Annotated in this window: 14 protein-coding genes; 10 read left to right on the forward strand and 4 right to left on the reverse strand. The window is 72.6% G+C overall.

Annotated elements, in window-relative coordinates:
- The 4 genes from J2X60_RS02200 to J2X60_RS02215 all read left to right on the forward strand — a co-directional run bounded on the left by J2X60_RS02200 (nt 1) and on the right by J2X60_RS02215 (nt 3,692).
- Nucleotides 1-522 (forward strand): hypothetical protein, encoded by a 522-nt coding sequence (locus J2X60_RS02200; protein ID WP_309886364.1) that lies wholly within the window; start codon nt 1-3, stop codon nt 520-522.
- Nucleotides 523-544: 22 nt separating this feature from the next.
- Nucleotides 545-1,474: a 1,4-dihydroxy-2-naphthoyl-CoA synthase gene (locus J2X60_RS02205; protein WP_309886365.1), complete on the forward strand. Its 930-nt coding sequence runs from the start codon at nt 545-547 to the stop codon at nt 1,472-1,474.
- Nucleotides 1,474-2,610, forward strand: coding sequence for an AMP-binding protein (locus J2X60_RS02210; protein ID WP_309886366.1), 1,137 nt, complete (start codon nt 1,474-1,476; stop codon nt 2,608-2,610). Before J2X60_RS02205 ends, J2X60_RS02210 begins: the two co-directional genes overlap by 1 nt.
- An 86-nt stretch (nt 2,611-2,696) precedes the next feature.
- Complete coding sequence (locus tag J2X60_RS02215) at nt 2,697-3,692, forward strand: 1,4-dihydroxy-2-naphthoate polyprenyltransferase (protein WP_254790973.1); 996 nt, start codon at nt 2,697-2,699, stop codon at nt 3,690-3,692.
- Nucleotides 3,693-3,701: 9 nt separating this feature from the next.
- Here the strand turns inward: J2X60_RS02215 and J2X60_RS02220 are convergent, their stop codons facing one another.
- Nucleotides 3,702-4,028 (reverse strand): DUF4229 domain-containing protein, encoded by a 327-nt coding sequence (locus J2X60_RS02220; protein ID WP_309886367.1) that lies wholly within the window; start codon nt 4,026-4,028, stop codon nt 3,702-3,704.
- 65 nt (nt 4,029-4,093) lie between these two features.
- Between J2X60_RS02220 and J2X60_RS02225 the strand changes: the two genes are divergently transcribed.
- Nucleotides 4,094-4,492: a PLDc N-terminal domain-containing protein gene (locus J2X60_RS02225; RefSeq protein WP_309886368.1), complete on the forward strand. Its 399-nt coding sequence runs from the start codon at nt 4,094-4,096 to the stop codon at nt 4,490-4,492.
- Nucleotides 4,485-6,233, forward strand: a complete 1,749-nt coding sequence (gene menD / locus J2X60_RS02230; protein ID WP_309886481.1) for a 2-succinyl-5-enolpyruvyl-6-hydroxy-3-cyclohexene-1-carboxylic-acid synthase — start codon at nt 4,485-4,487, stop codon at nt 6,231-6,233. Before J2X60_RS02225 ends, menD begins: the two co-directional genes overlap by 8 nt.
- 56 nt (nt 6,234-6,289) lie before the next feature.
- On the opposite strand, the gene J2X60_RS02235 is transcribed toward menD, so the two are convergent.
- Entirely contained in the window at nt 6,290-7,549 is a 1,260-nt protein-coding gene (locus J2X60_RS02235; RefSeq protein WP_309886369.1) for an isochorismate synthase, read from the reverse strand.
- A 59-nt stretch (nt 7,550-7,608) separates the two neighbouring features.
- On the opposite strand from J2X60_RS02235, the gene J2X60_RS02240 reads away from it, so the two are divergent.
- From J2X60_RS02240 to J2X60_RS02255, 4 genes are all read left to right on the forward strand, one after another.
- On the forward strand, nt 7,609-8,400 hold the full coding sequence (locus J2X60_RS02240) for a demethylmenaquinone methyltransferase (RefSeq protein WP_070419487.1): 792 nt from the start codon (nt 7,609-7,611) through the stop codon (nt 8,398-8,400).
- A 33-nt stretch (nt 8,401-8,433) separates the two neighbouring features.
- Nucleotides 8,434-9,513: a polyprenyl synthetase family protein gene (locus tag J2X60_RS02245; protein ID WP_070418365.1), complete on the forward strand. Its 1,080-nt coding sequence runs from the start codon at nt 8,434-8,436 to the stop codon at nt 9,511-9,513.
- An 82-nt stretch (nt 9,514-9,595) separates the two neighbouring features.
- Entirely contained in the window at nt 9,596-10,978 is a 1,383-nt protein-coding gene (locus J2X60_RS02250) for an FAD-dependent oxidoreductase (RefSeq protein ID WP_309886370.1), read from the forward strand.
- 19 nt (nt 10,979-10,997) lie between these two features.
- A complete protein-coding gene (locus J2X60_RS02255; protein ID WP_309886371.1) occupies nt 10,998-12,116 on the forward strand; it encodes a heparan-alpha-glucosaminide N-acetyltransferase domain-containing protein in 1,119 nt (372 codons plus the stop codon).
- Nucleotides 12,117-12,259: 143 nt separating this feature from the next.
- Here J2X60_RS02255 and cls read toward each other — a convergent pair whose 3' ends face one another.
- Both cls and J2X60_RS02265 read right to left on the reverse strand, forming a co-directional pair.
- On the reverse strand, nt 12,260-13,720 hold the full coding sequence (gene cls, locus J2X60_RS02260; RefSeq protein WP_070418368.1) for a cardiolipin synthase: 1,461 nt from the start codon (nt 13,718-13,720) through the stop codon (nt 12,260-12,262).
- 16 nt (nt 13,721-13,736) lie between these two features.
- Entirely contained in the window at nt 13,737-14,225 is a 489-nt protein-coding gene (locus J2X60_RS02265) for a YajQ family cyclic di-GMP-binding protein (RefSeq protein ID WP_069712130.1), read from the reverse strand.
- Between the last annotated feature and the right edge of the window lie 7 nt (nt 14,226-14,232).

A 14,232-nucleotide genomic window follows, 5' to 3' on the forward strand; every position in this document is an offset into this window, starting at 1 on the left:
GTGGCGCCGGAACCGCAGCAGCGCGCGTCGCAGCGATCCGCAGCACCGTCCTCGGCGCGTGCGCAGGCCCCGGGCGCGCGTGCGCAGTCTCCGAGTGCGCGTGCGCAGGCCCCCGGTCGCGACACCGGCGAGTTCGCCCGGCTCATGCAGCGGAACACCGTCGACGTCCGGCAGGAAGCCCAGAAGGGGCGCAAGAAGCGCAACCCGATGGTCGGCAAGATCGCCCTGGGGCTCGCGGTCGTCTCCGCCGCGGTCGACGCCAGCGCCTTCGCCGTGTTCATGGGCGGCGACACCGACTTCGCCTTCGGCATCTGCTTCGTGGTGGTCTTCCTCACGCTCATCGCCGCGGTGCTCGGGTTCGTCGCCGCTGTGGGCTCGTTCGGCCGCTGGTACGGCGCCGTCGGGGTCGTCGTGGCGTTCTTCGCGAACCCGGTGATCCTCATCGTGCTGCTCGTGATCGTCGCCCCCGAGCTGCTGACCGACATGGGTGGTTCGGCCGCGACGGACGGCGCGGGGCTGTAGCACGCGGCGGTAGCGTTGGAGCATGGCTGCTCCCGTCTCCGACCTGTTCGACCCCGACGTCTGGACCGCGGTTCCGATCGCGGAGCAGTTCACCGACATCACGTACCACAAGCACGTCTCCCACGGGATCGTCCGGGTCGCGTTCGACCGGCCCGAGGTGCGGAACGCCTTCCGTCCGCGCACCGTCGACGAGCTGTACCGCGCCCTCGACGACGCCCGGCAGGACCCGCGTGTCGGCGTCGTGCTCCTCACCGGGAACGGCCCGAGCCCGAAGGACGGCGGGTGGGCGTTCTGCTCCGGCGGCGACCAGCGCATCCGCGGCCGGAGCGGCTACCAGTACGTCGGTGACGAGGGTGCGCCGCCCGAGGGTGTCGACCCGGCAGCGGCGCAGGCGTCGATGGGGCGGCTGCACATCCTCGAGGTCCAGCGGCTCATCCGGATGATGCCCAAGGTCGTCATCGCCGTCGTCCCGGGGTGGGCGGCGGGTGGGGGCCACTCGCTGCACGCGATCTGCGACCTCACCATCGCGAGCGCCGAGCACGGCAGGTTCAAGCAGACCGACGCCGACGTGGGGTCGTTCGACGGCGGGTACGGCAGCGCCTACTACGCCAAGCAGATCGGCCAGAAGTTCGCGCGCGAGGTCTTCTTCCTCGCGCAGGAGTACTCGGCGCAGCGCGCGTACGAGATGGGCGCCGTGAACGCCGTCGTCCCGCACGAGGACCTCGAGCGCGAGGCGATCCGCTGGGGCGAGATCGTGCTCGGCAAGTCCCCGACGGCGATCCGGATGCTCAAGTACGCCTTCAACGCGGTCGACGACGGCATGGTCGGCCAGCAGGTGTTCGCCGGTGAGGCCACGCGGCTCGCCTACGGCACCGACGAGGCGGTCGAGGGTCGCGACTCCTTCCTCGAGAAGCGCGCGCCCGAGTGGACGTCCTTCCCCTGGCACTACTGATGGCCCGTCCGCTGGACGCGACCGGCACGTCGGACGCGTCGGTCGTGCTGCGGGGCCTGGAGGCGGCACTCGCCGGCGGCCCCGCCCTGCTCCCGGTCGCGGACGGCGCCCCGGCGCTGCCGACACCCGCTCCGGCCACCGTCCCGCAGCGGGTCGCCCTGGTCGTCGAGACGAGCGGGTCCACCGGCACCGGCAAGCGCGTGGCGCTCTCGTCGGAGGCGCTGCTCGCCGGTGCCGCTGCGGCGGACGCGGCACTCGGGGGCCCCGGCGGCTGGGTGCTCGCGTTGCCGACGCACTACATCGCGGGGCTCAACGTCCTGACCCGGTCGATCACCGCGGGGACTGCGCCCGTCGTCGTCGCTCCCGGGCACTTCGACGCGGGTGCGTTCGCCGACGCGGCCGACCGGCTCGTCACCGGTCCCGGGGCACCGCGGCGCTACACCTCGCTCGTCCCGGTGCAGCTCGCCCGCGTGCTCGACGACGAGCGGGCCACCCGTGCCCTCGCCGGGTTCGACGCCGTGCTCGTCGGCGGGCAGGCGACCCCGGCGCCCCTCCGTGACCGGGCCCGCGCCGCCGGCGTCCGGATCGTGACGACCTACGGCGCGAGCGAGACGAGCGGCGGGTGCGTCTACGACGGTGTCCCGTTCGGTACCGTCCGCACCGAGCTCGTGGACGGCGAGCTGTTCCTGTCCGGGCCGATGCTCGCCGAGGGCTACCTGGACGACCCCGACCGCACGGCGGCGACCTTCACCGAGCGCGACGGACACCGCTGGTACCGCACGGGCGACGCCGCCGAGGTCGTCGACGGTGTCGTGCGGGTGCTCGGCCGGCTCGACGACGTCGTGATCTCGGGCGGCGAGAAGGTCCCGCTCGGCGCCGTCGAACGGATCGTCCGCGGGCTCGACGGGCAGGAGGGCGCGGTGGTCACGCGCCGGGCGTCGGGGGAGTGGGGCGAGGTCCCCGTCGTCGTGACCGAGCGGCCGCTCGACCTCGAGGTGGTCCGCGCCGCGGTGGGCGACGCCCTCGGGCGGGCCGCACGGCCCGCCGACGTGGTCGTCGTCGAGCGGCTCCCGATGCTCGCCACCGGCAAGCCGGACCGCCGGGCGATCCGCGCGATCGCTGACCCGACCGCCTGACGGACGCGGGTCGACCGCCGACGGTGATCCGTTCCTCCTGTGCCGGCGTCCCGGACGCACGGCGGACGCGGATACGATGGACGGTCGTGGCACGCACGAAGAACACGAACCGGTCCAGGAACCGCTCCGGCAACCCGGCCAAGGCCGCGGCACCGCAGCGCACGAAGCGCCGCGCGACCGCGGGCGACTGGATCGGCGGGGCGCGCCTGCGCACCCTGACGCTCGGCGTCGTCCCCGTCGTGATGGGCACGACGGTCGGGTTCGTGGACAGCGGTGAGGCCGGTGACTTCGGCGACTGGCTCGCGAAGGGCCACCACCTGCCCATCGCGATCCTGGCGCTGCTCGTCGCGCTGTTCCTGCAGATCGGCGTGAACTACAGCAACGACTACTCCGACGGGGTGCGCGGCACGGACGAGTTCCGCGTCGGGCCGGCCCGTCTCACCGGAGCCGGACTCGCGAAGCCCCGCACCGTGCTGACCGTCGCGCTGACGTTCTTCGGGCTCGCCGCCGTCGCCGGCATCGTCATCGTGGTGCTCACCCAGCTGTGGTGGCTCCTGCTCGTGGGCGCTGCCGCCATCGTCGCGGCGTGGTTCTACACCGGCGGCAAGAAGCCGTACGGGTACAACGCGCTCGGCGAGGTCTTCGTGTTCGTGTTCTTCGGACTCGTCGCCGTCCTCGGCACGCAGTTCGTCCTCATCGACCGGGTGACCCCGAGCGGGTGGGCCGCTGCGATCGCGGCCGGGTTCTTCGCCTGTGCGGTGCTGATGGTGAACAACATCCGCGACATCGACGAGGACCGGCTCGCGGGCAAGCGCACCCTCGCGGTCGTGGTCGGACGCCCGGTCGCCCGGGTGCTCTACGGCCTGTTCCTGATGCTGCCGTACGTGGTGCTGCTCTGGTTCGTGCTGCTCTACTTCCGCACCGGGTTCACGTACTTCTCGCTGCTGCTGGCGCTGCCGGCACTCGCGATCGGCGTCTCGTCGCGGAAGCCGCGGGAGCTCATCACGGCGCTCCAGCTGTCGTCGTTCGCGTCGCTCGTGTTCGGCGTGGTGCTCGGCATCACGCTCGCCGTCCAGCCGTAACCAGGCGGGTCAATCGTCGCGGTGCTCGCGGCGCGCTGCGTGGCGGTCGGCGTCGGAGACCGGCTGCTCGACCGGGGAGTCGCTGTCGGCCGCGTCGACGAAGTCGTCCTCGAAGTCGGTGTCGACGTCGTGCTCCGGCGCCGGTCGACGGTTCGCCAGGCTCTCGGTGACGCGACCGCGCAGCTTCGGCAGGGCGATGTACGAGATGAGCAGCGCCACGAGCGCGGCGACGATCGTCGCCCAGGAGCCGGGCATCGGCGTCAGGAGCAGGAGCAGTGCCAGCGCCGCGGCGAAGATGCCGAGGCGGGCGAGGGTGTACACGAGCCACGCTTTCACCTGCGCAAGTCTACGGATGCGCAACCGGCAGGGACCCCACAGGCTGCCGACCTAGACTCCCGGCCATGATCCGACTGTGGCTGATCGTCGTCGTGGCCGCCGTGGCGTTCACGGTCTACGCGGCCATCGACGCCGCCACGATGCCCCGCGAGCGTGTCCGTTCCCTCAGCCGCGGCGTGTGGGTCCTCCTCGTGATCGTGCTCCCCGTGCTCGGCGGCGTCCTCTGGTTCGTCCTCGGCCGGGCACCGGCGATCCGTCCCGGCGGTGGCTCCGGGTACCGTGGTCCCGAAGACGACCCGGACTTCCTCGGCGGCCCCAGCGGCCCCGAGCAGCACCGCACGGACAAGGACCAGGACGACGAGACCCTCCGAGACCTCGAACAGCAGTTCCGCGAACGAGAACGCCGCGCCGACCGAGACCGCCGCGACCAGCACCGCGACGACGACGGCCGCACCGATCGCTGACGGTCCGGCCGGTTCCGGCAGCCCGGCGACCGACTTCGCCGTCGCGCTCCTGACCGAGCTCGCCCGGGCCGGTGTGACCGACGTCGTGGTGAGCCCCGGCTCCCGATCGCAGGCGCTCGCCCTCGCTGCCGTCGCCGTCGAGCGCGCGGGCGGCATCAGCGTGCACGTCCGGCTCGACGAGCGCACCGCCGGCTTCTTCGCGCTCGGGCTCGCCGTCGAGTCCGGTCGGCCCGCCGCGGTCGTGACCACCTCGGGCACCGCGGTCGCCAACCTGCACCCCGCCGTGCTCGAAGCGCACCACTCCGGTGTGCCGATGATCGTCGTCAGCGCGGACCGCCCCGACGAGCTCCGCGGCATCGGCAGCAACCAGACCACGGTGCAGCCCGGGCTCTTCGGGCCGGCCGTCGCCGTCGTCCGCGACGTCGAGGCGCCCACCGCGCACGGTGTCGACGCCGACACCGCCGACACCGTCCGGGTACTCGTGCGCGAAGTCGTCGCCGCTGCCGCCGGCCACACGGGGCAGCCCGGTCCGGTCCAGCTCAACGTCGCCTTCCGCGAACCGCTGTCGGCCGGGCTCGGCGAGGGGACGGTCCAGCCGGTGCCCGACGACGAGGTCGACCTCGCGTTCGCCACCCGGCGCGTGCACTCCGGTCTGCCGGTCGTCGACCTCGCGCCGGACGACGAGCCCGCGACGGTCGTCATCGCGGGACACGACGCGGGGGCGGACGCCGAGCGGATCGCCTGGGAGCTCGGTGCGCCGTTGCTCGCCGAGGTGTCGAGTGGTGCGCGGTTCGGGCGGAACCTGGTCGTCACCTACCGGGAGCTCCTGCGCGACCCGGACTTCGGCGGCGCGGTCCGCCGCGCCGTCGTGCTCGGCCACCCGACCCTCAGCCGCGAGGTCCCCGCCCTGCTCCAGCGCGCCGACGTCGAGACGATCGTGGTCCGCGGACCGGGAGTCGATCCCTACGACCCGGCCCGCGCCTCCCGGCCCGACGCCGCGACCACCTTCGTGTCGGACGTCCGCGTGACGGGCCGCACCCGGCCGGAGCACCGCGCCTGGGTCGGCCGGTGGGTCGCCACGAGCCGCGCGCTGCTCGGCGGTGGCGACGCCGGCCCCGACCTCGATGCGAAGCGCTCCAGCGACCGCGCCGAGCGCAACAAGTTCCTCCGCGACGAGGTGGCGCTCCGCCGCCGCGCCGTCGACCGCACGATGCTCGCGGACGCCGTCTGGGGTGCGACCTGGCCGCACGACCGCCTCGTGCTCGGCGCCTCGCAGATCATCCGGGTGGCCGACGGGCACGTCGCGGGCAAGGCGATCCGCGTGCACGCGAACCGCGGGCTCGCGGGCATCGACGGGACGATCTCGACCGCGCTCGGGATCGCCGCCGCGCTCGAGCGTTCCACGGCCTCGGTCGGCACGACACGCGTCCTGCTCGGCGACCTCACGTTCCTGCACGACCTCGGGGCGCTCGTGGCCGGCACCGAGGAGCACCCGCACCGCGTGCAGGTCATCGTCGGGAACGACGGCGGGGGAGCGATCTTCCGGGGGCTCGAGGTCGCGGCGACGACACCGGAGGCCGACATGCGCCGCATGATGACGACGCCGCAGCACGTCGACGTCCAGCCGGTGGTGACCGGGCTCGGCTGGGAGTACCGGCGCGCGGCGACCTGGGGCGACCTCGAGCGGGTCCTGACGGACCCGGCCGAGCGCGTCGTCATCGAGGTGCCGCTGGCCGACTGAGCGGCACCGGGCCGCTGCCGGCGCGCCGGGCCGGCACCGCGCCTCCTGGCCGTCGACTAGGCGAGCGCGTCGGTGACCGGACGGAACTTCAGGGCGGTCTCGGCGACCTCGCGCGCCGGGTCGGACCCGGCCACGATGCCCGCGCCGGCCCACGCCCGCACGGTGCCGTCGTCGGTGATCCGCGCGCTCCGCAACGCGAGCATCCACTCACCGTCCCCGTTCGCCCCGAGCCACCCGACCGGCCCGGCGTAGCGCCCGCGGTCGACGCCCTCGAGCTCGGAGACGAGCCGGACGGCGACGTCGGTCGGGGTCCCCGCGACCGCGGCGGTCGGGTGCAGGGCGTCGGCGACGTCGAGCGAGGTCGTGCCGACGGGCAGCGTCGCCTGGACGTCGGTCGCGAGGTGCCACAGGTTCGGCAGCTGCAACCGGAACGGCTCCGGGTCGGCGCGGAGGTCGGACGCGATCGGGGCGAGCGCGGCCAGCAGGCTCTGGATGGCGAAGCCGTGCTCCTCGACGTCCTTCGCGCTCGCGGCGAGGGCCTCGGCGGCGGCGCGGTCGGACACCGGGTCGGTCCCGCGCGCCGCACTGCCCGCGAGCACGCGCGCCGAGAGCCGGGTGCCGTCGGTCCGGGCGAGGGTCTCCGGCGTCGCCCCGACGATCCCGTCGACGGCGAACGTGACGCACTGCGGGTACGCCTCGGCGAGGTCGAGCAGGATCGCTCGCTGGTCGGCGCCGTCGGGGAGGGTCCCGACGAGGTCCCGCGCGAGCACCACCTTCTCGGCGTCGCCGGCGGTGATCCGCCGGACGGCGTCGGCGACCGTGGCGGCGTAGGCGTCCTCGTCGATGGCACCGGGACGGAGCGCGACGGACACGTGCGGACCGACGCGCGGCACCGGGACCGACGTGCGCGTGAAGGTGAGGGGTTCGGGGTCGAGCGTGGTGTCGACGGCGGTGAGCCAGGCCTTCCCGCGGCGGCGGCCGATCACGACGCGCGGGACGATCAGCACGCTCGTCTCGGTCGAGTCGTCGGCGAACGCGAACGAGCCGAACGCGACGAGCCCGGTGCCGCGCAGCTGCACGGGGTCGTCGACCACGGCGTCGCGGACCAGGGACCGCCAGGCCGCCGAGGCCTCGCGCATCCGGTCCGGGCCGGTGAACGTCCACCGGACGGCCTCGCCGATGCCGACGATCCCGTCGCCGTTCCGCACGAACGCGAGCGGGCTGTCCCGGAGGGTGTGGCGGAGGACGGCGCCCGGGTCGTCGAGGATCCGGGTCGAGACCGTCAGCGATGGGGCCGCCGTGGTGGTTCGGGTCACCCCACAGATCGTACGCGCCGCGCGGGGAACGTCCGGGCACGACCTCTAGGATGTTGTGGGTGAGCAGAGCGGACCTGAACAAGCGGCCGGACGAGGTGGCGGCCATGTTCGACGACGTCGCCGCGAAGTACGACCTCACGAACGACATCCTCTCGGCGGGCAACGCTCCGCTGTGGCGTGTCGCGACGGTCCGCGCGGTCGACCCCCAGCCCGGCGAGAAGGTGTTGGACATCGCCGCGGGGACGGGCACGAGCGCGGCGGCCTTCGCGAAGAAGGGTGCCGAGGTCACGGCGCTCGACCTCTCCGCGGGCATGATCGCCGTCGGCCGGGAACGCCACCCCGAGATCACCTTCGTCGAGGGCGACGCCGAGCAGCTGCCCTTCGACGACGACACCTTCGACGCCGTCTCGATCTCGTTCGGGCTGCGCAACGTGAACGACCCGATGCAGGCGCTCGGCGAGATGCTCCGGGTCCTCAAGCCCGGCGGTCGTGTCGTCATCTGCGAGTTCTCCACGCCGCCGCTCGCCCTGCTCCGCTTCGGGTACGGCACGTACCTCAAGCGCGTGCTCCCGGGCGTGGCACGGCTGTCCAGCAGCAACCCGGCGGCCTACCGCTACCTCGCCGAGTCGATCGAGGCGTGGCCCGACCAGCAGGTCCTCAGCCAGTGGCTGCGCGGCGTCGGGTTCTCGGTCGTCGCCTACCGCAACCTCACGGCGGGTATCGTCGCACTGCACCGCGGTCGCAAGCCCGTCGCGGGCGAGGTCCGCGAGTCCGTCGCCCGGCGTGCCAAGGCCCGTCGCGAGCACCAGCACACCGGTGAGCAGCCGAGCGTCGACCCCACCGACGCCTGACCGGTCCCTCCACCCCCGAACACGGAGCAGCACTTGAATCCGAGCGTCCCGGTCGCACGTCGCGCACCGAGTCTCCGCGCATCGCTGGGCATCGGCGAGCGACTGTTCGCCACGCCCGCGGAACGCCGGTTCATCGCCGCGGTCGACGACGGCCTCGAGCTCGTCGAGCAGGGGCTCGAGGAAGCCATGCGCTCCACCGACACCCTCGCCGACACGACGAGCCGGTACCTGCTGTCGGCCGGGGGCAAGCGGATCCGGCCGACGCTCACGCTCCTCATCGCGCAGCTCGGTGACGGGGTGACCGATGCGGTCGTGAAGGCCGCCGTGAGCATCGAGACGACCCACCTGGCGTCGCTCTACCACGACGACGTGATGGACGAAGCGCCCGTCCGACGCGGTGTCCCCGCGGCCCACGTGACCTACGGCAACAACGTGGCGATCCTCACCGGCGACCTGCTGTTCGCGCGTGCCAGCCTCATCACGGCCGACCTCGGCACCGAGGGCATCCGGATGCAGGCGGAGACCTTCCAGCGGCTCTGCATGGGGCAGCTCCACGAGACGACGGGCCCCCAGCCCGAGGACGACCCGGTCGAGCACTACATCCAGGTGCTCAGCGACAAGACCGGCTCGCTCATCGCGACGGCTGCCCGTGCCGGCGTGATGTTCTCGGGCGCCGACCGCACGTACCTCGACGCCGTCGGCACGTTCGGCGAGAAGGTCGGCGTGGCCTTCCAGCTCGTCGACGACGTGATCGACCTCGCCCCCGCGAAGGCCAAGACCGGCAAGATCGCCGGCAACGACCTGCGCGCCGGCGTCGACACCCTGCCGCTGCTGCAGCTCAAGCGCCTCGCCGCGACCGGTGCCCCCGACGCGGTGGACCTGCTCGGGCGCATCGAGCGCGACGTGAACGCCGCACCGGACGACGTCGTCGACTCGGCGCCGTACCAGTCCGCCGTGGCCGCCCTGCGCGAGCACGAGGCGACCGCCGCGACCCGTGCCGTCGCGGTCCGCTGGGCGACGGACGCCGTCGACGCCCTCGCACCCCTGCCGGACGGCACCGTCAAGCGGGCACTCGTCCGCTTCGCCGAGTCCGTCGTCGAACGCAGCCGCTAGCGCCGGACCGCCGCGGAGACCGACGGTCCCGCCCCTCGAACCCCCTCGGGAGCACCCCACCCGAACGAACTGGAGACGATCAGTGCCCACCCTCCGAGTCGCCATCGTCGGCGCAGGCCCCGCCGGCATCTACGCCGCCGACATCCTGCTGCGCGAGGCCCACGGCCACGACGTGTCGATCGACCTGTTCGAGCAGCTGCCCGCCCCCTACGGCCTGGTCCGCTACGGCGTCGCCCCGGACCACCCGCGCATCAAGGGCATCGTCAACGCGCTGCGCGACGTGCTCGACCGCGGTGTCGTGCGGCTGTTCGGCAACGTCCGCTTCGGCGAGGACATCACCCTCGACGACCTCCGGCAGCACTACCACGCGGTCGTGTTCTCGACGGGTGCGATCAAGGACGCCGACCTCGACGTCCCCGGTGTCGAGCTCGACGGGTCGTACGGCGCCGCCGAGTTCGTCAGCTGGTTCGACGGCCACCCCGACGTCCCGCGCACGTGGCCGCTCGAGGCCGAGAGCGTCGCGGTGATCGGCAACGGCAACGTCGCCCTCGACGTCTCGCGCATCCTCGCGAAGCACGCCGACGACCTGCTGCCGACCGAGATCCCCGCGAACGTGTACGAGGGGCTCAAGGCGTCCCCGGTCACCGACGTGCACGTGTTCGGCCGCCGCGGCCCGGCGCAGGTGAAGTTCACCCCGCTCGAGCTCCGCGAGCTCGGCGAGCTCCGCGACGTCGACATGATCGTCTACGACGAGGACTTCGACCACGACGAGGCCTCGAAGACCGCCATCGCCACGAACAAGCAGGTCATGGTGATGAACCGCGTCCTCGAGCAGTGGCGCACCCGTGAGACCGGCCAGGCGAGCCGCCGACTGCACCTGCACTTCTACGCGAAGCCCCTCGAGTTCGTCGGCGAGGACGGCAAGCTCACCGCCATCCGGTACGAGCGCACGCGGCCGAACGGCCAGGGCGGCGTCGAGGGCACGGGCGAGGTCCGCGAGATCCCGATCCAGGCCGCCTACCGCGCGGTCGGGTACTTCGGCTCGCCGTTGCCCGGCGTCCCGTTCGACGAGCGCCACGGCGTCATCCCGAACCACGAGGGCCAGGTCCTCGACGACGACAACCAGCAGATCCCGGGCGTCTACGCGACGGGCTGGATCAAGCGCGGCCCCGTCGGGCTCATCGGCCACACCAAGTCCGACGCGATGGAGACCGTCCAGCACATCGTGAACGACCAGGCGAGCTGGTGGACCCCGGCCGACCCGTCCGAGGGGGCGATCCCGGCCCTGCTCGCCGAGCGCGGGGTCGAGTACACCGACCTCGACGGTTGGCACAACCTCGACACCCACGAGCTCGCCCTCGGCGAGGCCGAGGGCCGCGAGCGCATCAAGGTCGTCCCGCGCGAGGACATGGTCGACGTGTCCCTCGGCCGGGTCGACGCCCGCACGGGCTCGGCGACGAGCTGACCGGCAGCCCGCGAACGCCATGACGACCGCACGCCCCGCACCGCCCACCGCGCTGCGGGGCGTGTCCGTCTCCGGGGTCCGGCTCGAGGGCGTCGACGTCGCCCGTGCGCTGGCGTTGCTCGGCATGATGGCGACCCACGTCGGGGGCATCGCCGACCAGGTCGACTGGTCCGATCCCGGCACCTGGGCCGCCGTCGCCCACGGCCGGTCGTCGTCGCTCTTCGCGGTGCTCGCCGGCGTCTCGATCGGTCTGACGAGCGGCCGGAGGTCGCCGCCCGGCCCGCCGCGGATCGGCCGGGTCCGTGGCCGGCTCGCGATCCGCGCGCTCGTCGTGGTCGCGGTCGGCTTGCTGCTCATGGCGCTGCAGACCCCGGTCTACGTCATCCTCCCGACGTACGGCGTGCTGTTCCTGCTGGCGATCCCGGTGCTCCGGGTCCGTGCGCGCTGGCTGCTGGTCCTCGCTGCGGCGTGCGCCGTGCTGTCGCCCGTCGTCGCCCTCGGCATCGTCCCGCTCTACGCGGACGCCGGCATGTGGGAGGTCCAGCTCGGCCTCGTCTACCCCGTGGTCACCTTCCTGGCGTACGTGCTGGTCGGTCTCGCGGTCGCCCGTGTCGGACTGGAGGCGCGGCGCACCCAGGTGGTCCTCCTCTCGTCCGGCGCGGTGGTCGCCGCCCTCGCCTACCTCGTCGGCAACGCCGTCGCGCCGGTGCCCGCCGACGCCGGGTTCGCGTTCCCCGGCGTGCCGAACGCGGGCGAGGGGAGCACCGCCGTCGAGGCCACCGCGCAGCTGTTCCTGTCGCCGCGGGACCACTCCTCGTCGATCGTCGACGTCGTGGGGACCGCGGGGGTGGCCGTCGCCGTCATCGCGCTCTGCACGCTGGTGTTCGACGGGCGGGGCGAGGTCGTCCGACGCATCGGGTACCCGTTGGCCGCCGTGGGGTCGATGCCGCTCACGGTCTACGCGGGGCACCTCGTCGTGCTCGCGGCGCTGCCGACGTACCCGGACTCGGCGGCCGCGTGGGGCTGGTTCGCGCTGGGGTCGATCGCGTTCGCGATGCTCTGGCGGCGGTTCCTCGGGCGGGGACCGCTCGAGCGCGTGACGGCCCGGCTCACCCGCCTGGTGCCGGACCCGCGCTGACCGCCGCCGCCGCGCACCCGCGCACGCGCACCCGTGCCCGCGCACCCGCGCGCGCGGCACCGCCGTCGCGCACCCGCGCCCGCGCGACCACCCGCCGCCCGCACCTGCCCGCCGGTCGCGACCCGCGCCTCCTGGGCCGGCCGCTACTGCAGCGCCGCCGTGAGCCGCGCGACGTTGTCGAGCACCTGCGATCGACGCGGCCGCTCCACCCACGCGTCGAGCGTCAACTCGAAGCTGTGCTCCTTGTAGGCGTCCTGGACCTCGCGCAGCGCATCGACGAAGCGGCTGCCGCGGACCATCACGGAGACCTCGAGGTTGAGGCTGAACGACCGCATGTCCATGTTGCTCGACCCGATCACCGCCACGTCGTCGTCGATCGTGAAGTGCTTCGCGTGCAGGATCGTCGGCGCCCGGTACAGCCAGATCTTCACGCCGGCCCGGAGCAGCCCCTCGTAGTAGGAGCGCTGCGCGTGCCACGTCATCGCGTGGTCGCCCATCTCGCCGACGAACAGCTCGACCTCGACCCCGCGCTGCGCCGTGGTCGTGATGGCGTAGAGCATGGAGTCGTCGGGGACGAAGTACGGCGAGGTGATCGACACCTTCTGCTGGGCCGAGTAGAGCAGGGCGTTGAAGAGGCGCAGGTTGTTCTCGCCGTCGAACCCGGGGCCGGACGGGACGACCTGGCAGTCCAGTGCGTCACCGCGGTCGGCCCGCTGGACGGGGTCGCTCTCGCGGAGGAGCAGCTCGTCGGTCTCGCTGTACCAGTCGGTCACGAACAGGGCGTTGAGGCCGGCGACGACGGGACCCTCGAACCGTGCGAAGAGGTCCTTGTACTGCATGCCCTTGTCGATGTGGGACTTCAGGTCGTAGGACTTGTCGATGAGGTTCTGCGACCCGGTGAACGCGATCGACCCGTCGATGACCACGATCTTCCGGTGGTTGCGGAGGTCCGGGCGCTGGAACTTCCCCTGCAGCGGCAGCAGCGGGAGCATGAGGTGCCACTCGATGCCCGCGCGGTCCATGAACGCGAGGGTGTCCTTGTAGCCCGGGTAGCCGCGGCTCGCCCAGTGGTCGAGCAGGACCCGGACGGTGACCCCGCGGGCCTGGGCGCGGGCGAGCGCCTCGAAGAACGGCCGCGTGGTGTCGTCGAGGGTCGCGATGTAGAACTCGACGTGCACGAACCGCCGCGAGCCGTCGATCGCGCGGGTCATCTCGGCGATCGACTCGTCGTAGTCGGGGTAGAGCTCCGCGGAGTTGCCGCCCACCAGGGGCATGGCGCCGAGTTCGCGGTTCAGGCGGGTGATGCTGTCCAGCCACGCCGGCCACGGGTGGTCGCGACGGACGCGCTCGATCCCCTCGGTCTGCTCGAGGATGTACGCGTTGATCTCGGTCTGCTTCTCACGCCGGGCGTGCGGGAGCTTCGTCGACCCGATGACGAGGAAGACGATGAACCCGATGTAGGGGATGAGGAAGATCGCCAGCAGCCAGGCCGTCGCGGTCTGCGGCTTCCGGTTGATCGGGACGTAGATGATCGAGAAGACGCGGATCGCCAGGTCCAGCAGGACCAGGAAGACCGTGATCGCGACGGTGAGCCAGTGCTCCACAGCGGCGGGCGGCGCGTCAGCGGAAGTTGATGAACTGCAGCGGCACGTCGAACTCTTCACCCTTGAGGAGCTGGATCGTGTTCTGCAGGTCGTCGCGGCTCTTCGAGGAGACGCGCAGTTCGTCGCCCTGGATCTGGTTCTTCACGGTCTTCGGGGCGTTGGCCCGGAGGAACGCGCCGATCTTCTTCGCCACGTCCTGCTCGATGCCGTTCTTGAACTTCACCTCGATGCGGTACTCCTTGCCCGACGGGTACGGGTCGCCCGCGTCGAGGCTCTTGAGGCTGATGTTCCGCTTGATCGCCTTGCTCTGCAGGACGTCGAGGACGGCCTTCGCGCGCTCTTCCGAGTTCGCCTTGATGAGGACGTCCTCACCGCTGAACGCGATCGATGCGTCGGCGCCCTTGAAGTCGTACCGCTGCTCGATCTCCTTGGCGGCCTGGTTGAGGGCGTTCTCCGCCTCCATCTTGTCGACCTTGCTGACCACGTCGAAGGAACTGTCTGCCATGCGGGAC

This window comes from Curtobacterium sp. 320 (assembly GCF_031455235.1).
GTDB lineage: Bacteria > Actinomycetota > Actinomycetes > Actinomycetales > Microbacteriaceae > Curtobacterium.